Raw genomic sequence first — 20485 nt, 5'->3', positions numbered from 1 at the left:
CGCGCAGCGCGAAGGGTGCCCATGAGTCTTGATCCGCTGTTGATCGACATCCCCGAGCGCCTGGACGGCGAGCGCACCGTGCTGCTGATGCCGCGTGCCGGCGTCGGCGCGGAGCTGGCCGTCGTCATCACGCAGGCGATCTCGCATCTGCGCCCCTGGATGCCGTGGGCCCAGGAGGCGCCGACAGCGGAGAGCTCGGAGATGGTGGTGCGCCGCATGCAGGCCGACTTCATCGCCCGACGCGACCTGTGCTTCCACATCTACGCCCGCCGCGCCGATGGAAGCCCGGGTCGGCTGCTGGGCGGCACCGGCCTGCACCGCATGGACTGGACGGTGCGGCGCTTCGAGATCGGCTACTGGATCCGCCCCGAGGCGGCGGGCCAGGGCCATGTCAGCGAGGCCGTGCGATTGCTGACAGGCCTGGCCTTCGATGTGCTGTCCGCGCGCCGTGTCGAGATCCGCTGCGATCCGCGCAACGTCAGGAGCCGCGCGGTTGCCGAACGTTGCGGCTTCGAGCTGGAAGGCATCCTGCGCAATGAGGCGCTTGGTGTCGACGGGCATCCCCGCGACACATGCGTCTACGCGCGCGTGTCCTGAACTTGCCAGACCTTCCCTAGCAGCGTCGACCTCCAGAGCACGACCTTGGGGGGCGCGGCGGTCTGAGCGGCGCGCAAGATGCCGATGGCGCGGGGGACAAGGTCAGGCAGAGGCATTCGTCGCCGCCGAAGCAGCCGACTCGTGTCACCGTGCCGGCATAGGGATTGGACACGACGGGGTGCGGGCGCATGCTGCACAGGCGCTCTCATCCGCCTCACCCGAAGGTTCCACCATGTCAATCATTTGTGCTGTGCGCCCTCTTGCCCGGCCACGTCTGGCCACCCTGGCTTTGGTGGCTGCCGCCTTGACGTGCAGCCCGTCTGCCCGCGCGGTCGCTGACTTCGATGAGGTCATGCTCTACATGACCTCTGGCAGCTTTGTTCCCGGAGGCACGGCCACCACCACTTTCTTCTTCGGCTCGAAGCCAGCGGTCGATTTGAGCGCGGTCACCTTCCAACTCAGCTGGGACAACGCCTTGGCGACGCCCGTGGCGAGCGGGCCAGGGTCGGTGGCAGCGTGGGCCGCATTGCTGGATGCCAAGGGCGACGTCACTCTTGACTTCGGCGTGCCCCAGGTCATCACGCTGCAGTGGACGGCGGATCCGGGGGGCGGCTCTGCGAGCTGGATCAACACCGATTACAGCCATCCAGTGACGGCGACGTTCGGCTTTGAGACCAGCGCTTCGCTGTCAACGCCGTTCGCGGTGCGTTTCGAGCTGACGGACATCAAGAATTTCGCGGGAGAGACCATGAGCACCGGGTCGGGATTCTTCAACGGCGCGACGCTGTCGCCTGTGCCGGAGCCCAGCGGTTGGCTGGCCTTCACCGGCGGGTTCGTAGGTCTTTGGTCGCTGCGCCGCCGGTGGTGCGAGACGACCGCCCGCGGACTCCCTCTATGACTGAAACAGCAGCCGCCCTCCCGGTTTACAGACCAAGTGGTGGGCAACACTACTTGCCTGCTTTTTCCGAATCCAATGCAACGTTGTGGAATGGCGGTGTCAAAACCCTTCTCGGCACTTTGGGTGGCGGTGAAACTTTCGCTTTGGGCATTAATAATTCCGGCCAAATAGTGGGCGCGGGGATATCACGAAAAATGCGGCGAGGCATGCCATCTTGTGGCACGGCACTATCGCTGCGGATTTACGTACGCTGGGCGGTACTGACAGCTTTGCTCGAGCGATAAACGATCGAGGCCAAGTGGTGGGTGACAGCGATATCGCTGGCGATGCTGGCTCACACGCCGCCCTGTGGGACGGCGCCACCGTCACCGATCTCGGTGCCTTCAACGCCGCTGACATCAACAACGCAGGTGATGTTGTAGGGCGTAGCGCAGACCGTCGCGCTGTCCTGTGGAGTAAGGACACTCTGATCGGCCTGAACAACTTGCTAGACGCATCCACAGTGGATGCGGGTTGGCGTTTAGAAGCCGGGGTCATTCAATTCACTTTGGCTGCCTTTGCTCTAGTTTGCGCGTGGCATGGTTCAAGGCGACGGTATGGGGCAGCGGGAACAACGAACTTCGTCTCTCGCAGCCGGGAAAAGGTGGCTGTCTGCTAGTTCGGCGGCGAGGGCATCATTGTTGTTGATTTACTGGTCACACGACCGACGTGCCGTTGCGCTCAATGATGGCGGTCAGCCTCTGCGCCGTTTCAGAATCATGCCCACCAACGCAAGTCCGGCCATCAACAGGGAAATGCTTGCCGGTTCTGGGACCGGATTCAGCACCTGGGTCGAGCTGATATAGGCGGAAACACTCACATTTCTGCTTTCGTTCGAGTCGTTCGAAACGGTCACCGACAACGTCTTCTCGCCGGTGAATGAGAATCCATTATTGCCACTGATCAATTTCTGAAATGAATCATCGTCATATTGGCCAACCGTTGACGCGCTGAGGAGACTATTGACCATCGCCGTATTGACAAGGCTCGGGTCGACCGGAATGGTGGAAGACGCCGCGAGCTTGGCGTCTGCAACGATGGTCAGCTGAGTTTTGGCTGAGAGCATGAAGCTGGGATACCACCCCGTGTACGCGTAGGTGCCGGTACCCGAATGCGGTGGCGCCATCGAATCCAGCGATGAATTGACGAAAGTCGTCAGGCGAAGGCTGTTCAGGCTCGTGTTCACCAGCTCGATCTCACCTGTCTGATCCCCGCGAGTCAGCGAGCGAGAGAAGCCTGTAAGGGGCACTGCGGTTTGCACGGACAGTTGATCCGTTATTCCCTCGGGTGTGGTTGTCCAGATCGTTGCGTCTGATGTACTCGTCTTTAACGTGAGGGAAGGTGAAATTCCGTCACCCAGATCGAGGTCGATCAGCTCGAAGTGAAAGCCGCTCAACGAGGCGGTGGCTTGAATATCGGCTTGACACGACAGGCTCGCTGCCAAAAAGCCGCACACGGCAAGCATCCTTTTCATACAGGTCTCCTTTGAGCCTTTTCTGAAACTTGGAAGACGTTCTCGCATTTCGCCCGTAAAGCCCATCCCTAGTCATGCTGCTTAAGGCGTTAGGGACTGGCGGGCTCACCGCACGGAAGGACGCGACGGACGAGTTGCTGTGGGCATCCGCGCAACGTGGCCTTTTACTCGCGCATCGCGCAGTTGATCAGCGCATCGCCGCTGCCGGCGGCGAAACGCTGACCTCGCCGAGGCTGACGCGGGTGTCGATGCGGGCATCGGGCAGATCCCAGGGGGCGGCGAGCACCGGGTTCGGGCCGCAGCTGGTTCGGCAGGTCCAGGACGAACCGGCGCCGCTGCTCAAGCCGATGACATGGACGGCCGTGCGGGTCGCGAGCACGTCGCCCAGGGACGGCGAGCCGATGATGTCCTGGTGAATCTTGGACCCGATGACGGTGTGGAAGCTGCCGGCCAGCACGACGGCGCTGTGCGCGGGATGCCGGGCGAGGGCCGCGGTGACGGTGTCGGCCATGCCGCGGTCCTCCCGGGCCTGCACGAGCTTGGGATCGCTGGCGGGCGCGGAGGCAGCGGCATCGGAACTCCAGGGCTGCACCATGGCGATCAGCTCGACAGGTTGCCCCGCCTGGCGCCAGCGCCGCACCTGCTCCAGCAGCTTGAGCATCGCCACGCTGCTGCGTCCGTCCTGCGCGGGCGCTGCCCAGTCCTCCTCGCGGAGCAGTGCGCGGACGTCATCGGCGCGGCCGGCCGATGCCAGGTAGCGGGCCAGCGCCGGCTGTTCAAGGCTGACTCGTTCCACCGCCACGATGACGGGGCGATCGAGTGCCAGCAGGCCGCAGACCAGCCGGGCCACGAAGGCCGGCGATTGCTCGTTGCCATGGGTCTCGCCGACCAGGATGACCCGTTCGGTGATGCGGTCGAGCTGCAGCTGCGGATCGGTTTCGCAGTTGGGTGCGGCGGCGCGGGCCACTGCTGCGAGCAGCCCGAGGGTCGCGGCGCAAAGGGTCTTGAGCAGGGGCGAGTTCATTGAGGTCCGAGTTCGCGAACGGCGTCCGTGATGATTCCGTCAATGCCGTCGGCAATGAGCCGCTCGGCTATCGCCGCGTCGTTGACCGTGTAGACCAGCGCCCGCCAGCCCCTGGCATGCAGGCGGTCGATCAGCGCGCGGTCCATCAGTCGGTAGTTCGTGATGACGGCGACGACGCCCAGCGCCTCGGCGGCCTCGGGCCAGCCGTCCCACAGCTTGTCCAGCAGCAACGCGCGTGGCAAGGCGGGCTCGACGTCGCGGGCTGCAGCGATGGCTTCAGGCTTGAAGCTACTCAACAGCGGTGGCAGTGCGCCGGCCCACAGCCGAGCGGCCTCGCGGGCGACGGCCGCGCCGGTACGGGCCTCCTCGCCGGGGCAGGGCTTGATCTCGACATTCAGCGCGCAGCCGTTGGCCTGGCAGAAGGCGGCGATCTGGGCGAAGCGCGGCAGCGGTTCGGCGGCAAACGGGGGGCTGTGCCAGCTGCCGGCGTCGAGCCCGGCCAGCTGTGCCCAGTCTGCTGAAGCCGGCGAGCCCTGGCCGCTGGTCGTGCGGTCCAGCGTGTCGTCGTGCAGCAAAAAGGCCTGGCCGTCCTGGCTGAGCTTGACGTCGCACTCAAACGCACGAAAGCCAAAGCCTGCGCCCATGCGGAAGGCCGCCAGCGTGTTCTCCGGCGCCAGCTTGCCGGCGCCTCGATGGGCCAGCCACAGCGGATAGGGCCAATGCGTCTTCACAGCCTTTGTCCCGTCTTGGCGTCGAAGCGGTGCAGGTGCACGGGGCTGAAGGCCAGGTGCAGCCAGTCGCCCGGCTGCGGTGGGGGCAGGGTGGCGTCCAGGCGCAGCGTGAAGGGCGTGCCGGCGCCCAGCTTGCCATAGACCAGGCGCTCGGCGCCCAGCATCTCGATCATCTCCACGCGCAGGGGCCAGCCCCGGTCGGCCAGCTGCGCATGCTCGGGGCGCAGGCCCAGCGTGAGTTCGCCTTCCACGCCCGGCGGCACGTCGAGCTCGGCGCCGTCGATGTAGAACTGCCCGCCGTGCTGTCGGCCCGGCAGCAGGTTCATGGCCGGCGAGCCGATGAAGCTGGCGACGAAGGTCGAGGCCGGCTGGCCGTAGACCTCCTCGGGCGTGCCCATCTGCTCGATGCGGCCGCCGTTCATGACGATGATGCGCTGCGCCAGCGTCATGGCCTCGACCTGGTCGTGGGTGACGAACAGCGAGGTGACGCCCAGCTCGCGGTGCAGTTTCTGAATCTCCAGCCGTGTCTGCACGCGCAGCTTGGCGTCGAGGTTGGACAGCGGCTCGTCGAACAAGAAGACCTGCGGGTCGCGCACGATGGCGCGGCCCATGGCCACGCGCTGGCGCTGGCCGCCGGACAGTTCGCGCGGCTTGCGTTCCAGCAGATGGCTCAGCTCCAGGATCTTGGCGGCACGCTGCACGCGCTCGTCGATCTCGGCTTTGGGCATCTTGCGCAGCTTGAGGCCGTAGGCCATGTTCTGGCCGACGCTCATGTGCGGGTAGAGGGCGTAGTTCTGGAACACCATGGCGATGTCACGGTCCGCCGGCTCGACGTTGTTGACGACCCGAGAGCCGATGGCGATCTCGCCCTCGCTGACCTCCTCCAACCCCGCCACCATGCGCAGCAGCGTGGACTTGCCGCAGCCCGAGGGGCCGACGATGACGACGAACTCGCCGTCGTGGACCTCGGCGTCCACGCCGTGGATGACCTGCACCGCCTTGGCGCCGTGGCCATAGCGTTTGAAGAGTTTGCGGATGGAGATGGCAGCCATTTATTTCTCTGTATCTACCAAACCTTTAACGAACCAGCGCTGCATCAGGATCACGACCAGCGCGGGCGGGATCATGGCGAGCAGGGCCGTGGCCATGACGAGGTTCCAGTCGTTGGCCGCCTCGCCGCCGCTGATCATGCGTTTGATGCCGATGACCACGGGGTACATGGACTCGTCGGTGGTCACCAGCAGCGGCCAGAGGTACTGGTTCCAGCCGTAGATGAACTGGATGACGAAGAGGGCGGCGATGCTGGTGGTGGACAGCGGCAGCAGCACGTCCTTGAAGAAGCGCAGCGGCGAGGCGCCGTCGATGCGCGAGGCTTCCACCAACTCGTCGGGCACCGTCAGGAAAAACTGGCGGAACAAAAAGGTGGCCGTGGCCGACGCAATCAGCGGCACGGTCAGGCCGGCATAGCTGTTGAGCATGTGCAGGTCGGCCACCACCTGGTAGGTGGGCCCGATGCGCACTTCCACCGGCAGCATCAGCGTCACGAAGATGGCCCAGAAGAACAGCTGGCGCAGCGGGAAGCGGAAGTAGACGATGGCAAAGGCCGACAGCAGCGAGATGGCGATCTTGCCGACGGCAATCACCATGGCCGTCACGAAGCTCACCCACATCATGCGGGCCACCGGCGCGCTGGAGCCCGAACCGGTGCCGCCGCCCAGGGCCGTGGCCATGTTGTCGATCAGATGCCCGCCCGGCACCAGCGGCATGGGCGCATGCAAGATGGCCTCAGACGTCTGCGAAGCGGCGATGAAGGTCACGTAGAGCGGAAAGGCCACCACCGCCACGCCCAGCAGCAGGATGGCGTGGGCCAGCCAGTCCAGCCAGGGTTTTCTTTCGACCATCAGTAGTTCACTTTCTTCTCGACGAAGCGGAACTGCAGGATGGTCAGGCTGACGACGATGACCATCAGCACGACGCTCTGCACCGCCGAGCCGCCCAAGTCCAGGGCCTTGAAGCCGTCGTGATAGACCTTGTAGACCAGGATGGCCGTCTCCTTGCCGGGGCCGCCTTGCGTGGCGGCGTCGACGATGCCGAAGGTGTCGAAGAAGGCGTAGACGATGTTGATCACCAGCAGGAAGAAGCTGGTGGGCGACAACAGCGGGAAGGTCACGTCCCAGAAGCGCCGCCAGGGGCTGGCGCCGTCGATGGCCGCCGCCTCGATGAGCGAGCGCGGGATGGACTGCAAGCCGGCCAGGAAGAACAGGAAGTTGTAGGAGATCTGCTTCCACACCGCGGCCATGACGATCAGCGTCATGGCGTGGTCGGGGTTGAGCAGGTGGTTCCAGTCGTAGCTCAGGGCCCGCAGCCCATAGGCCACGATGCCGATGGACGGCGCGAACATGAAGAGCCACAGCACGCCGGCGATGGCCGGCGCCACGGCGTAGGGCCAGATCAGCAGCGTCTTGTAGATACCGGCGCCGCGCACCACGCGGTTGGCCATGACAGCCAGCAGCAGCGAGATCGACAGGCCCAGCACCGCCACCAGCAAGGAGAAAACCGCCGTGGTCTTGAACGAGTCGAGATAGCTCGCGTCGGCCCACAGCGCCTTGAAGTTGTCCAGGCCAACCCATTCGGTTGACAGGCCGAAGGCGTCCTGCTGCTGCAGAGATTGCAGCAGCGCCTGGGCCGCCGGCCAGAAGAAGAACACGCCGATGACCGCCGCCTGCGGCGCCAGCAGCAGCCACGGCAGCCAGCGGGAGCGGAAGACGACGCGTTTTTCTTGCGCCATGTCAGTGCCCGCTCGGCCGTCCGGAGGGCACTGGCGCCCCCTCGGGGGGCAGCGAGCATGGCGAGCGTGGGGGCCTCATCTCAGTTCAGAGCTTGGCCGTTCTAGCGAATTTTTCGAGCTGCTCGTTGCCGCGCTGAATGGCGGCATCGATACCTTCCTTCGCGGTCTTCTTGCCGGCCCAGATCAGCTCGAATTCCTCATCGACGATGGTGCGGATCTGCGGGTGGTTGCCCAGGCGCACGCCACGCGACTTGTCGGTGGTCTTACGGATCATCTGGTTGACGGCCACGTCGCTGCCCGGGTTGGCCTTGTAGAAGCCGCTGGCCTCGGTAGCAACAAAGGCCGCCTTGGTGGCCGGCAGGTAGCCGGTGCGCTTGTGGCTTTCGGAGGCGACATCGGCCCGCGCCAGGTACTCGAAGAACTTGGCCACGCCCTTGTACTCGGCCGGCTTCTTGCCTGCCATCACCCAGAGGCTGGCGCCGCCGATGACGGTGTTCTGCGGTGCGCCGGGCACGTCCGGGTAGTAGGGCAGGGCGGTGATGCCGAAGGCGAACTTGGCGTTCTTCTTGATGTCGCCGTAGATGCTGGACGAGGCCGTGGTCATGGCGCACTCGCCCGACACGAAGGTGGCGTCGGACGTATTGCCGCGGCCTTTGTAGACGAAGAGCCCTTGCTTGGACATGTTGGCCAGGTTCTCGATGTGGCGCAGGTGCAGCGGCGTGTTGAAGGCCAGGCGTGCGTCCAGGCCGCCGAAGCCGTTGTTCTTGGTGGCGAACTCGACGTTGTGCCAGGCCGAGAAGCTCTCCAGCTGCGTCCAGCTCATCCACGATGTGGTGAGGGGGCACTTGCTGCCGTTGGCCTTGAGCTTGGCGGCCGCCGAAGCCACCTCGGGCCAGCTCGTGGGCGGCTTGTCGACGCCGGCGGCCTTCAGCGCATCCTTGTTGTAGAAGAAAACGGTCGTCGAGCTGTTGAAGGGGAAGCTCAGCATCTGGCCGTTGGGAGCCGTGTAATAGCTGGCCACTGCGGGCACATAGGCGCTGGGGTCGAAAGGGATGCCCGCTTCCTTCATGAGATCGGCTGCAGGCTTGATGGCGGCCTTGCTGGCCATCATGGTGGCCGTGCCGACCTCGAAGACCTGCAGGATGTGGGGTGCATTGCCGGCCCGGAAGGCGGCGATGGCCGCGGGCATGGACTCGTCGTAGGTGCCCTTGAAGGTGGGGATGACCTTGTAGTCCTTCTGGCTGGCGTTGAAGTCTTTGGCCAGGTCGTTGACCCATTCACCGCGCGCGCCGCCCATGGCGTGCCACCACTGGATCTCGGTCTGGGCCTGGGCCGGGCTGGCCAGGCCCAGGGCAGCGCCCAGCGCCATGACATAGGCGAACGACTTCATTGCAGTGTCTCCATGCGGTGTTTTGCGGGCCAGCATAGCGCCGCTTGATGAGCGACGAATGGCGGGCAAACACGGTGGCGCCCTGGGGGCAACCCCCCTCGGTTAGGATTCCAACCCTTGCCGCGAGGGGCCGTGGCCACAAGCCGGGTAGTCCTTGCCCGCCCTGCTGCCGACCCGAGCCGCTGCCCGCCCGAACCAGCCTGCGAAGGCTACTTTTCCGGTCACGCCGGTTGCCATGAACGCTCCGCATCCCCTGATGCCCACCGCTGAAGCGGCTGAGAGCGCAGCCCCCCGGTTGCGCGAGATTCCCTACAACTACACGTCGTTCTCCGACCGCGAGATCGTCATCCGCCTGCTGGGCTCCCGGGCCTGGGAGCTGCTGGACCAGTTGCGGTTAGAGCGTCGCACGGGCCGCTCCGCGCGCATGTTGTACGAGGTGCTGGGCGACATCTGGGTGGTGCAGCGCAACCCGTATCTGCAGGACGACCTGCTGGACAACCCTCGCCGCCGTGGCCAGCTGATCGAGGCCCTGCACCATCGCCTGGGCGAGGTGGAGAAGCGCCGTGACGCCGCTGCCGATGCGCAACGCGACGCGTCGGTCGGTGAGCTGCTGAAGGCGGCGCGCGGTGCGGTGGCCGAGTTCGCATTGATGTTCGAGCGCGTGGCTGAACTGCGCAAGCGCTCGGCCAAGAAGCTCGCCAAGCACACCGCCAAGGACAACATCAAGTTCGACGGCCTGTCGCGCGTGTCCCACGTGACGGACGCGACCGACTGGCGCGTCGAGTACCCCTTCGTCGTGCTGACGCCCGACACCGAGGCCGAGATGGCCGGCCTCGTGGGCGCCTGCTTCGAGCTGGGGCTGACCGTGATTCCGCGAGGCGGTGGCACGGGCTACACGGGCGGCGCGATTCCGCTGGTGTGGAACAGCGCCGTCATCAACACCGAAAAGCTGGAAGCGCTGCGCGGCGTCGAGATGCTGCGTTTGCCCGGCCTGGACCGCGAGGTGCCGACCATCTTCAGCGAGGCCGGTGTCGTCACGCAGCGTGTGGCGGACATGGCCGAGGCGAACGGCTTCGTCTTTGCGGTGGACCCGACCAGCGCCGAGGCCAGCTGCATCGGCGGCAACGTGGCCATGAACGCCGGCGGCAAGAAGGCCGTGCTGTGGGGCACGGCGCTGGACAACCTGGCCAGCTGGAAGATGGTGACGCCCGAGGCCAAGTGGCTGGAGGTCATCCGCCTCAACCACAACCTCGGCAAGATCCATGACGTGGAACTAGCCAGCTTCGAGCTGCGTTACTTCGACGCGTCGGGCACCAAGCTGGAAAAGACCGAGCGCCTGGACATCCCCGGCCGCGTCTTCCGCAAGGAGGGCCTGGGCAAGGACGTGACGGACAAGTTCCTCGCCGGCCTGCCGGGTATCCAGAAGGAAGGCTGCGACGGCCTCATCACCAGCGCGCGCTGGATCGTGCACCGCATGCCGGCGCACGTCCGTACGGTCTGCCTGGAGTTCTTCGGCAACCCGAAAGACTGCGTGCCCAGCATCGTCGACATCAAGGACTACATGTTCTCGATTGCCGACACCGGCGTGCTGTTGGCGGGCCTGGAGCATCTGGACGACCGCTACCTGAAGGCGGTGGGCTACGCCACCAAGAGCAAGCGCGGTGGCCTGCCCAAGATGGTGCTGGTGGGCGACATCGTCGGCGACGACGCGGATGCCGTGGCGCGTGCGACGAGCGAGGTCGTGCGCCTGGCCAATGGCCGCTCGGGCGAGGGCTTCGTTGCCGTCAGCGCCGATGCGCACAAGAAGTTCTGGCTCGACCGCAAGCGCACCGCGGCCATCAGCAAGCACACCAACGCGTTCAAGGTGAACGAGGACGTGGTGATCCCGCTGCACCGCATGGGCGAGTACACGCTGGGTATCGAGCGCATCAACATCGAGTTGAGCTTGCGCAACAAGCTGGCGCTGGTGACGGCGCTGCAGGCCTTGTTCCTGACGGGCAAGCTGCCGCTGGGCAAGAGCGACGACGCCGGCGACATCCCGAGCGCGGAGCTGCTGGAAGACCGCGTCCAGCAAGCGCTGGCGCTGTTGCGCGAAGTGGGTGGACAGTGGCAGCAGTGGCTGGACGGCCTGGACAGCCAATTCTTCGAGGGCCTGCAGACGCACGAGCTGCGCGCCTCGTGGAAGACGCAGATCCTCAAGCCCCTGCAGGCCATCTTCAACGGCGCGGCCTTCGAGCCGCTGATTGCCGAGCTCAAGCGCATCCACAAGGAAGTGCTGCGCGGCCGTGTCTGGGTGGCCCTGCACATGCACGCCGGCGACGGCAATGTGCACACCAACATCCCCGTCAACAGCGACAACTACGAGATGCTGCAGACGGCGCATGCGGCCGTGGCGCGCATCATGACGCTGGCGCGTTCGCTGGACGGCGTCATCTCCGGCGAGCACGGCATCGGCATCACGAAGATCGAGTTCCTGACCGACGACGAGATCGCCAACTTCACGGCCTACAAGAAGCGCGTCGACCCCGAAGGCCGCTTCAACAAGGGCAAGCTGCTGAAGGATGCTTCCCTGCCGGCCGACCTGCGCAATGCCTACACGCCGTCCTTCGGCCTGATGGGGCACGAGTCGCTGATCATGCAGCAGAGCGACATCGGCGAGATCGCCAACTCGATCAAGGACTGCCTGCGCTGCGGCAAGTGCAAGCCGGTCTGCGCCACGCACGTGCCGCGCGCCAACCTGCTCTACAGCCCGCGCAACAAGATCCTCGCCACCTCGCTGCTGGTCGAAGCCTTCCTGTACGAGGAGCAGACGCGCCGCGGCGTGTCGATCAAGCACTGGCAGGAGTTCGAGGACGTGGCCGACCACTGCACGGTCTGCCACAAATGCCTGTCGCCCTGCCCGGTCAAGATCGACTTCGGCGACGTGACGATGAACATGCGCAACCTGCTGCGCAAGATGGGCCAGAAGACCTGGCGGCCGGGCAATGCGGCGGCCATGTTCATGCTGAACGCGACCAACCCCGAGACCATCAAGTTCATGCGCACGGCCATGGTGGGCATCGGCTTCAAGGCGCAGCGCTTTGCGGTCGACCTGTTCAAGCTCGCGGGGCGCAAGCAGACCAGCGCGCCGCCGGCCACGCTGGGTGCCGCGCCGATCAAGGAACAGGTCATCCACTTCATCAACAAGAAGCTGCCCGGTGGCCTGCCCAAGAAGACGGCGCGGGCGCTGCTGGACATCGAGGACAAGGACTACGTGCCCATCATTCGCCCGCCGTCGATGGCGAGCGAGACCGAGGCGGTGTTCTATTTCCCCGGCTGCGGCTCGGAGCGGCTGTTCAGCCAGGTGGGCCTGGCCACGCAGGCCATGCTCTGGCATGCCGGCGTGCAGACGGTGCTGCCGCCCGGCTATCTGTGCTGCGGCTACCCGCAGCGCGGCTCGGGCCAGTTCGACAAGGCCGAGAAGATGATCACCGACAACCGGGTGCTCTTCCACCGCGTCGCCAACACGCTGAACTACTTGGACATCAAGACGGTGGTGGTGTCGTGCGGGACCTGCTTCGACCAACTGCAGGGCTACAAGTTCGAGGACATCTTCCCGGGCTGCCGCATCATCGACATCCACGAGTACCTGCTGGAGAAGGGCATCACGCTCGGGTCCAAGACCAGCTACCTGTACCACGACCCCTGCCATTCGCCGATGAAGCTGCAGGAGCCGATGAAGACGGTGAAGGCGCTGGTGGGTGACAACGTCGTGAAGAGCGAGCGCTGCTGCGGCGAGAGCGGCACGCTGGGCGTGACGCGGCCAGACATCTCGACGCAGGTGCGCTTTCGCAAGGAAGAGGAACTGCGCAAGACCGAGACGCAGCTGCGCGACAGCGGCAAGGTCGGCGCGAACGACAACCTGAAGATCCTGACGTCCTGCCCGAGTTGCCTGCAGGGTCTGTCCCGCTACGGTGATGACTTGCAGAACGGCCTGCTGGAGGCCGACTACATCGTCGTCGAGATGGCCAACCAGATCCTCGGCCCCAACTGGATGCCGGAGTACGTGGCCAAGGCCAACAACGGCGGCATCGAGCGGGTGCTGGTGTGAGCTGCCCCTTGTGCGAGGGCGACGGCGGTTTCGTCGTCGCTCGCACGCCGCAGTTCCGCGTCGTGCGCGTCGTCGATGGCGACGAAGCGCAACGTTTCCCGGCCTTTTACCGACTCATCTGGAGCGCCCATGTCGCCGAGTTCAGTGACCTGTCGGTCACGGATAGACACGCCTGCATGGACGCTGTCACCGAGATCGAGCGGACCTTAAGGTCTTTGCTCGCGCCGACCAAGGTCAACATCGCCAGTCTCGGCAATGTCGTGCCTCATCTGCACTGGCATGTCGTCGCGCGTTTCGACTGGGACAGCCATTTCCCGGCGCCAATCTGGGCCATGCCCCAGCGCGAACTGGGCGGCCCGGCGGTAGAGCGCCTGCCGCTGGCGCTTGCTCGCGTCGACGCCGCCGTGCTTCACTCGTTGACCATCGCGATCCGATAGCCACGCCCGGCGCCGGCGACCTGCTGGTTGTTGCGGTCGTCGGGATCGATGAAGTCGACGCGGAAACGATAGATCTGCGCGCCGGCCGTCTTCTGCGGGCCGCACTCCAACATGTTGGCCGCGTTGCGCACGGTGCGCTCGATGCGGTTGGAGATGCCGTCGGTCCTGACAGCAGTGACTTCACCGCCGTCGATGACGATCTGCACCTTCACTTGGCCGACACGGCGCTCGTTCTCCCAGGTGGTCTGCAGCGCATCCTGCAGTTGGCGGTCGAGGCTGGCGCAGGCGTCGTGAATGTCGTAGCGCACGGGCGCCTCGACGACACGGCCGCTGACTTCGACGCGCTCCAGATCCCCTGGGGCGGCCAGCGCGGGGCCTGCAGTCAGGGTCAGTGCGACTGCACAGGCGACGCCGGCAAACAGGCTGTTGAGCAAAGGGGTGCGCTGGGCAATCGAATAGCGGTTGGACATGACGAGCTCCTGTGGGTTCTTGGTGGGGGGCGGGCGCCGCAAAACGCGTCGACCTGTATTCAGGCTAGGCGCGTGAATGAGCGGCCCCAAGCCGCAAGCGATGAGTTGCCGGTGCCATGCGACGACCCGCTGAAAACCGCGACCGAATTGCTGCCGGCTTGTTTCGCTCGCTCGAGCGTGCGCATGCCATTGGTCACGGGCGCTGTCATCCGTGATTGCCCGCTAGGGTTACTTCCGTCACTGCGGCTGGTGACAAGGCTGCCTTCGTGTCACGGACACACTGCGGCCCGCTTCGGATGCGCCATGTCGGCCAGGACGGTTTTGTTGTTGGGTTGAGTCCTGCCGGCGAGCTGAACACAGTGGTGCTCCTCGTGGAGATCCCGCGGGCCGAGCCGGTGCGCCGTCCGCCACGGTGACTTTTCCGGAACCACCACAAATGAGTTTTGCTTTTGCCAACAAGAGAACCCTGCTCGCACTGGCCTGTGGCCTGCTGACGGCGGGTGCCAGCCAGGCTGGCGTATCCAACACCCAGGTCGACGTGGGCGTTGCCAGCCTGGTGCGTGCGAGCAGTACCGACCGCCTCATCGTCAGCTACCGCGACGCCTCCCAGGTTGATGCCCAGGACGCCACCGTACTGCGCGCCGTCGGCATCGCTACCAACGCACTGGAAGCTCGCCTGAATGTCGTGAACTCGGCACTGGCCCTGCGCGGCGCCAAGGCCCGCGTGCTGCGCCAGATGGGCACTGGCGCCCACATCTACAAGCTCGACAAGGCGCTCTCGCACGGCGAGATGCAGAGCCTGGCCAACCAGCTCAAGGCGGCCGACCCCAACATCGCCTACGCGGAACCCGACCGCAAGATGTACCCGATGTTCACGCCCAACGACACGAGCTACAGCTCGCAGTGGGACCTGTACGAGACGACCGGCGGCATCCGCGCCCCGGCGGCCTGGGACCTGTCCACCGGCTCGGGCGTCGTCGTGGCCGTCATCGACACCGGCTACCGCCCGCATGCCGACCTGTCGGGCCAGATCGTCGCCGGCTACGACATGATCAACGACACGGCCGTCTCCAACGACGGCAGCGGCCGTGACAGCGACCCGAGCGACCCGGGCGACTGGACCGCCGCGGGCGAGTGCGGCACCGGCGAGCCGGCCAGCAACTCCAGCTGGCACGGCACGCATGTGGCCGGCACCATCGCGGCCAAGACCAACAACTCCACCGGCGTGGCGGGCATCGCCTTCAACRCCAAGGTGCAGCCCGTGCGCGTGCTGGGCAAGTGCGGCGGCTACACCTCCGACATCGCCGACGGCATGGTCTGGGCCTCGGGCGGCAGCGTCTCGGGCCTGCCCACCAACGCCACGCCGGCCAAGGTCATCAACATGTCCCTCGGTGGCGGCGGTGCCTGCGACACCACGTCGCAGAATGCCATCAACAGCGCCCGTTCGCGCGGCACGAGCGTCATCGTCGCAGCCGGCAACGAGAACCAGAACGCCAGCAACTCCAACCCGGCGAACTGCTCCGGCGTGGTTGCCGTGGCAGCCACGGATCGCAATGGTGCTCGCGCCTACTACTCGAACTACGGCTCCATCGTGACGCTGGCGGCGCCCGGTGGTGATGTGCGCTCCAGCAGCAGCAACGGCATCCTCAGCACGCTGAACGCCGGCACCAAGGCGCCGGGCGCCGACAGCTATGCCTACTACCAGGGCACGTCGATGGCCACGCCGCATGTGGCCGGTGTCGTCGCGCTGATGATGAGCGCCAAGCCGACCGCCACGCCCGACCAGATCAAGGCCGCGCTGATCAGCAGCGCGCGAGCCTTCCCGGGCAGCTGCTCGCAATGCGGCGCCGGCATCCTGGATGCGGCGGCTGCGGTGGCGGCCATCACGGGCACGGGCGGCCTGCCGACGGTCAACGAGACCGAGTCCAACGGCTCGATCTCGGCGGCCAACACCGTCTCGGCACCGGCCAACGTGGCCGGCACCATCGGCTCGACCAGCGACACCGACTACTTCAAGGTGACGCTGCCGGCCGGCAAGACGCTGGCCGCGACGCTGACCATGGGCAGCAGCAGTAACGACTTCGACCTCTACGTCAAGAACAGCTCCGGCACGACGGTGGCCAGCAGCGAGAAGGCGGCGGGGCAGGTCGACAGCGCGAGCTACGCCAATGGCGGCTCGGGCTCGGTGACGCTGTATGTGCAGGTGCTGCGCTACAGCGGCACGGGCTCGTACACGCTGAAGCTGCAGTGGTAAGCGGTTTGGTTGGTTGAATGGGAACGGGGCTTCGGCCCCGTTTTTCTTTGTGGCATTTGCGGTTGTTCTCTTTGTTCGGTGCATTGCCGGGAGTCCGTCCCGGCGGCCGGGTAACTTTCTTCTGCGGCGCCAGAAGAAGGTCACCAAAGAAGAGGCGCTGAACCGCACACCATCGCGGCGCCGCCATGAGCGGCGCGCGAAAACATCCACTGGCGCTGCGACAAGAAGCGAGCCGCTGCGCTCTCGCGTCTGACTTGTCACGAGCGCCATCCATCGGATCCGTGGGCCGTCCGACGCGCGGCTGCACGCCGTGCTCATCAGAAAACCAAATGCAGCGTCGCCCGAGCGACGCGGCTGTTTGGTATTTGTCGGGCGCCGGCGTGCAGCCGCGACTTAAGCGGCTTGAAGGTCCGATAGCTGGTGCTCTGCACAAGTGGTGGGCGAGAGCGCAGCGGCTCGCTTCGGGGCGCGGCCCGATTCGAGCAACGCGAGCGCCTGATCCCGCTGGAGTGCGGATTGCATTGAGCGCTCCTCTTTTGGTGACTTTTCTCTGGCGCGTTGTCAGAGAAAAGTTACCCGCCATCGCGGGGCGGATTCCCGCGGCACTGCACACGGGTCATGAGGACCGCGGCAAGAGCGACCAAAAAAGAAAACGGGGCCGAAGCCCCGTCTCAGTTCAATCAACAACCCGACTCACCACACCGTCAGCGGATCACTCGCCACCATCGCACTCCCCGCCTTGCACGAGAACGCCTGCGCGAAGTAAGCCGAATTGCTCATCGGCGTCAGCACGCGGAACTTGGCCGGCGAGTGCGGGTCGGTTCGCACCTGGTTGATGAGGAACTCGGTGCGCACCTTGGATCGCCAGACCAGCGCGTTGCTGATGAAGAAGCGTTGTGCCGGCGTGTAGCCTTCGATCTTCCGGTCCGCGCCACCGCTGCGCTTGAGCGCGCGCTGCAGGCCTTCGTAGGCGATGGGCAAACCCGACATGTCGGAGATGTTCTCGCCCAGCGTGAGCCGGCCGTTGATGTTGTAGCCGGGCAGCGGCGAGATCGCCGCGTAGCGGTCGGCCACCTTGTCGGCGCGGGCCTTGTAGCCGGCGGCATCGGCCGTTGTCCACCAGTCGGTCAATGAGCCGATGGCATCGAAGTTGCGGCCGCTGTCGTCGAAATGGTGGGTGATCTCGTGGCCGATGACCGTGCCGATGGCGCCGTAATTGGTCGCGTCGTCGGCCTTGGCGTCGAAAAACGGCGGCTGCAGGATGCCGGCCGGAAGGGTGATCTCGTTGAGGCCGCCCGCCTGCGCATTGACGATGTGCGGCGCCATGCGCCAGCGGCCGCGCTCCACCGGCGAATCCAGGTCCTTGACCTGCTGGCCGCTGTGCCACAGCGAGACCCTGAGCCAGTTGCCGGCATAGTCGTTGGCGCCGAGCTGCAGGCCCTCGTATTGCGGCCACTTCTCAGGCGCGCCGATCTTGGCCTGCATATTGGCCAGTTTCTCCAGCGCCTTGGCCTTGGTGCCAGGCGTCATCCATTCGAGCTTCTCGATGCGCTCCTTCATGCTGGCGCGCACGTCTTCCACGAGCAGCCCCGCGCGCTTTTGCGCCTCGGGCGAGAAGGCGCGTGTGACGAACACTTCACCCAGCGCCAGGCCCATCGGCTCGCCGCCGGTGCGCCCGCCGATCTGCAAGATGACGTCCTCGCTGCGCGGCGGGGGGGCTTGCAAGCCGGTGATGGTCTTGCCGCGGTACTCGAACGAGGCCGTGGCGTAGGCCTTGGGCAGGCGGGGCGACAAGGTGTCCAGCACGCGCACCGCCAGGTAGCGGCGCCACAGGTCCAGCGGCGCATCGGCGGCCAGCTTGGCCACGCGGGTGGCGAATTCCGGCTGGCCCAGGAGAAAGCGCTGCGGCGGTTTGGCGCCCGCGGTCAGCACGGCCAGGTAGGCGCTCCAGTCCAGCCCCGGTGCGGCGGCGGCCAGTTCCGCCGGGCTCATCGGGTTGTAGTTGGCGTTCGGATCGCGAAGCCTGGCGCGCTCGCGGGTGGCCTCGGCCAGTTGGGCCTCGAAGCCGACCAGCGCGTCCAGCTCGGCGTCGCTGGCCGGGCGGCCGGCGGCGGCGAGCAGGGTCTGGGCGAAGCTGCGGTAGGCCGCGCTGACGGTGCGGGTGCGCTCGTCGCTGCGGAAGTAGTCGTCACGGTCCGGCAGGCCCAGGCCCGACTGCGAAAGCGCCAGCACGTTGCGGCGCGTGTCCTTGCGGTCGGCCTGCACGCTGAAGTTCAGGGGCGCGTGGATGCCGCTGCGGTTCAGCAGCGCCAGCAGGGTGGGCAGGTCTTCGCGGCGTTGCAGGCCGTCAATCCGGTTCAGCAGCGGCGTGATCGAACTGATGCCGCGCGCCTCGACGGCGGCCTCGTCCATGCCGCTTGAGAAATAGGCCGCAATGAGCTTCAGGCCCGGTGTGTTCTGCAGCGCCGGCTTGTCGGCCAATTCCTTCAGTGCCTTGTCCAGCACCGCGTCGTTGTTCTGGCGCAGCTGATCGAAGTTGCCAATGCGGCCACGGCTGGCAGGCACCTCGGTGGCGGCCTCCCAGTTGCCATTGACGAAGGCGTAGAAGTCGTCGCAGGGGCTGACGTCCTTGGACAGGCCGCTCAGGTCGAGGGCCTGGGCGGTGGCGGCCAGTCCGAGCAGGGCGGTGGCAGCGGCCAGGCAATGGCGGGCGAATCGGGGCATGGAGGTGACGAGCTGGAAGCCGTGAAACCGGGAGATTAGAGCGGCCACCGCCATCGCGGGCCGGAAGACACAAGGCATGATTACGGGTTTTCACCAAGTCACTTGCTCCTGGTCATGCCCGTTTTCCTGCGCCCGATGCTGGCCCTCGCTGCCTCACTTCTGCTGTCCTCAGCGGCCCTTGCCCAACCCGTGCAAGGGCAGGGCGCCACCTTTCCATCCAAGGTCTACGAGACCTGGGCGCGCGCCTTCGAGAAGGCCGGCGGCGGCGCCGTTGCTTACAAGGGCACGGGCTCGGGCGACGGCATCAAGCAGATCGGTGCCCGCAAGGTGGATTTCGGCGGCACCGACGCGCCGCTGCCGCCGTCCGAGCTGGCCAAGCAGAAGCTGGTGCAGATCCCGATGCTGATCGGTGGCGTCGTGCCGGTCGTCCATCTGCCGCTGGCCGCGCCGCTACAGCTCGACGGCGAGGTGCTGGCCGACATCTTCCAGGGCCGCATCAAGGTCTGGAACGATGCCCGCATCGCGGCGCTGAACCCGGGTGTCGGCCTGCCGGGCCTGGCGATCAAGCGCGTCGTGCGTGCCGAGAAATCGGGCACCACCGAGGGCTTCAGCCGCTATCTCGCGGGCGCTTCGGCCGCGTTCAAGACCGACGTCGGCATCGGCCAACTGCCCGCCTGGCCGAGCGACCCGCTGAAGGCCGAGGGCAATGACGGCATGGTGCAGACGCTGCGCGCCACGCCGGGTGCCATCGCCTATGTCTCCTACGACCGTGTGCTGCGCGACAAGCTGGCCGCCGTGAAGCTGCGCAACGCGGCCGGCCGCTTCGTGCTGCCGACCGAGCAGGGCTTTCGTGCCGCCGTCCTGGAGAGCGACATGCACCGCCAGGGCGACGACCTCGCCACGCTGCTGGACCGCTCGGGCAACGACGCCTGGCCGATCACCTTGACCAGCTTCGTGCTGGTGGATGCCGAACCCGCCACGGCCACCAGGACACAGGGCGCGCTGAAGTTCCTCTACTGGTGCTTCATGCATGGCGACGACCTGACCCGCGGCACCGGCTTCGCGCCGCTGCCCATCAGCGTGCAGTCCCGCCTGGCAGCGCGCTTCACGCAGGTGCGGCCCAAAGACGGCCAGTTGCCGGCCTACCAGTCGTTCTGAGCGAAACTCTGCGGATGGCCGCTCCCACGGAACTCACCGTCCACCAGCACTCTCGCGTCCTGGAGATCGCCTTCGACGACGGCGCGCGTTTTCGCATCCCCTTCGAGCTGATGCGCGTCTACAGCCCCTCGGCCGAGGTCATGGGCCATGGCCCGGGCCAGGAAGTGCTGCAGACGGGCAAGCGCGACGTGGGCATCACCGGCCTGGAGCCGGTCGGCCACTACGCCGTGCGGCCCGAGTTCTCGGACGGCCACGCCAGCGGCCTGTTCACCTGGGACTATCTCTACAAGCTGGGCAGCCAGCAGGACGCTCTCTGGCGCGACTACGAGGCCCGCCTTGCCGCCGCTGGCAAGAGCCGCGACGACGCCATGCCCGTCAAAGGTGGCGGCAGCTGCCATTCGCATTGAATCC

General features: G+C 66.1%; 17 protein-coding genes. 8 read left to right on the top strand and 9 right to left on the bottom strand.

Going from position 1 to position 20485, the window contains the following annotated elements; translation table 11 throughout:
- Positions 1–21: 21 nt before the first annotated feature.
- The 3 genes from AC1DW0_RS14940 to AC1DW0_RS14930 all read left to right on the top strand — a co-directional run bounded on the left by AC1DW0_RS14940 (position 22) and on the right by AC1DW0_RS14930 (position 2153).
- Positions 22–597, top strand: coding sequence for a GNAT family N-acetyltransferase (locus AC1DW0_RS14940; protein WP_457355608.1), 576 nt, complete (start codon positions 22–24; stop codon positions 595–597).
- Between the two features lie 352 nt (positions 598–949).
- Complete coding sequence (locus AC1DW0_RS14935) at positions 950–1495, top strand: PEP-CTERM sorting domain-containing protein (protein ID WP_457355606.1); 546 nt, start codon at positions 950–952, stop codon at positions 1493–1495.
- A gap of 214 nt (positions 1496–1709) precedes the next feature.
- Positions 1710–2153 (top strand): hypothetical protein, encoded by a 444-nt coding sequence (locus AC1DW0_RS14930; protein WP_477946655.1) that lies wholly within the window; start codon positions 1710–1712, stop codon positions 2151–2153.
- A gap of 75 nt (positions 2154–2228) precedes the next feature.
- On the opposite strand, the gene AC1DW0_RS14925 is transcribed toward AC1DW0_RS14930, so the two are convergent.
- From AC1DW0_RS14925 to ugpB, 7 genes are all read right to left on the bottom strand, one after another.
- The gene (locus AC1DW0_RS14925; RefSeq protein ID WP_457355604.1) at positions 2229–3008 is read right to left on the bottom strand and encodes a PEP-CTERM sorting domain-containing protein; all 780 of its coding nucleotides are present in this window, start codon (positions 3006–3008) and stop codon (positions 2229–2231) included.
- 187 nt (positions 3009–3195) lie between these two features.
- Positions 3196–4032 carry a hypothetical protein gene (locus tag AC1DW0_RS14920; RefSeq protein ID WP_477946652.1) on the bottom strand — a complete coding sequence of 279 codons (837 nt, stop codon included), beginning with the start codon at positions 4030–4032 and terminating at the stop codon, positions 3196–3198.
- On the bottom strand, positions 4029–4763 hold the full coding sequence (gene ugpQ, locus AC1DW0_RS14915) for a glycerophosphodiester phosphodiesterase (protein ID WP_457355600.1): 735 nt from the start codon (positions 4761–4763) through the stop codon (positions 4029–4031). The genes AC1DW0_RS14920 and ugpQ overlap by 4 nt, the downstream gene beginning before the upstream one ends.
- Entirely contained in the window at positions 4760–5815 is a 1056-nt protein-coding gene (locus AC1DW0_RS14910; protein WP_457355598.1) for a sn-glycerol-3-phosphate import ATP-binding protein UgpC, read from the bottom strand. Before AC1DW0_RS14910 ends, ugpQ begins: the two co-directional genes overlap by 4 nt.
- The gene (gene ugpE / locus AC1DW0_RS14905) at positions 5816–6664 is read right to left on the bottom strand and encodes a sn-glycerol-3-phosphate ABC transporter permease UgpE (protein WP_457355596.1); all 849 of its coding nucleotides are present in this window, start codon (positions 6662–6664) and stop codon (positions 5816–5818) included. It lies immediately after the preceding gene.
- Complete coding sequence (gene ugpA / locus AC1DW0_RS14900; protein ID WP_477946649.1) at positions 6664–7551, bottom strand: sn-glycerol-3-phosphate ABC transporter permease UgpA; 888 nt, start codon at positions 7549–7551, stop codon at positions 6664–6666. The genes ugpE and ugpA overlap by 1 nt, the downstream gene beginning before the upstream one ends.
- Positions 7552–7636: 85 nt before the next feature.
- Positions 7637–8941, bottom strand: a complete 1305-nt coding sequence (gene ugpB, locus AC1DW0_RS14895; RefSeq protein ID WP_457355592.1) for a sn-glycerol-3-phosphate ABC transporter substrate-binding protein UgpB — start codon at positions 8939–8941, stop codon at positions 7637–7639.
- A 235-nt stretch (positions 8942–9176) separates the two neighbouring features.
- Between ugpB and AC1DW0_RS14890 the strand changes: the two genes are divergently transcribed.
- Both AC1DW0_RS14890 and AC1DW0_RS14885 read left to right on the top strand, forming a co-directional pair.
- Positions 9177–13031, top strand: a complete 3855-nt coding sequence (locus AC1DW0_RS14890) for a DUF3683 domain-containing protein (protein ID WP_477946646.1) — start codon at positions 9177–9179, stop codon at positions 13029–13031.
- The gene (locus AC1DW0_RS14885; RefSeq protein WP_056204147.1) at positions 13028–13468 is read left to right on the top strand and encodes an HIT family protein; all 441 of its coding nucleotides are present in this window, start codon (positions 13028–13030) and stop codon (positions 13466–13468) included. Before AC1DW0_RS14890 ends, AC1DW0_RS14885 begins: the two co-directional genes overlap by 4 nt.
- Here the strand turns inward: AC1DW0_RS14885 and AC1DW0_RS14880 are convergent.
- Positions 13441–13938 (bottom strand): hypothetical protein, encoded by a 498-nt coding sequence (locus AC1DW0_RS14880; protein ID WP_056204144.1) that lies wholly within the window; start codon positions 13936–13938, stop codon positions 13441–13443. The two genes, AC1DW0_RS14885 and AC1DW0_RS14880, sit on opposite strands and share 28 nt — an antisense overlap.
- Positions 13939–14374: 436 nt before the next feature.
- On the opposite strand from AC1DW0_RS14880, the gene AC1DW0_RS14875 reads away from it, so the two are divergent.
- Positions 14375–16192 carry a S8 family peptidase gene (locus AC1DW0_RS14875; RefSeq protein ID WP_477946644.1) on the top strand — a complete coding sequence of 606 codons (1818 nt, stop codon included), beginning with the start codon at positions 14375–14377 and terminating at the stop codon, positions 16190–16192.
- A gap of 693 nt (positions 16193–16885) precedes the next feature.
- Here AC1DW0_RS14875 and AC1DW0_RS14870 read toward each other — a convergent pair.
- Positions 16886–18916: a M13 family metallopeptidase gene (locus AC1DW0_RS14870; protein WP_457353821.1), complete on the bottom strand. Its 2031-nt coding sequence runs from the start codon at positions 18914–18916 to the stop codon at positions 16886–16888.
- A gap of 114 nt (positions 18917–19030) precedes the next feature.
- Between AC1DW0_RS14870 and pstS the strand changes: the two genes are divergently transcribed.
- Positions 19031–20074: a phosphate ABC transporter substrate-binding protein PstS gene (pstS, locus tag AC1DW0_RS14865; RefSeq protein ID WP_457353819.1), complete on the top strand. Its 1044-nt coding sequence runs from the start codon at positions 19031–19033 to the stop codon at positions 20072–20074.
- Positions 20075–20088: 14 nt separating this feature from the next.
- Positions 20089–20481 carry a gamma-butyrobetaine hydroxylase family protein gene (locus AC1DW0_RS14860; protein ID WP_056204136.1) on the top strand — a complete coding sequence of 131 codons (393 nt, stop codon included), beginning with the start codon at positions 20089–20091 and terminating at the stop codon, positions 20479–20481.
- The last annotated feature ends 4 nt before the right edge of the window (positions 20482–20485 follow it).

This window comes from Roseateles sp. P4_D2 (assembly GCF_056401875.1).
This window is presented reverse-complemented; position numbering and strand designations above follow the sequence as displayed.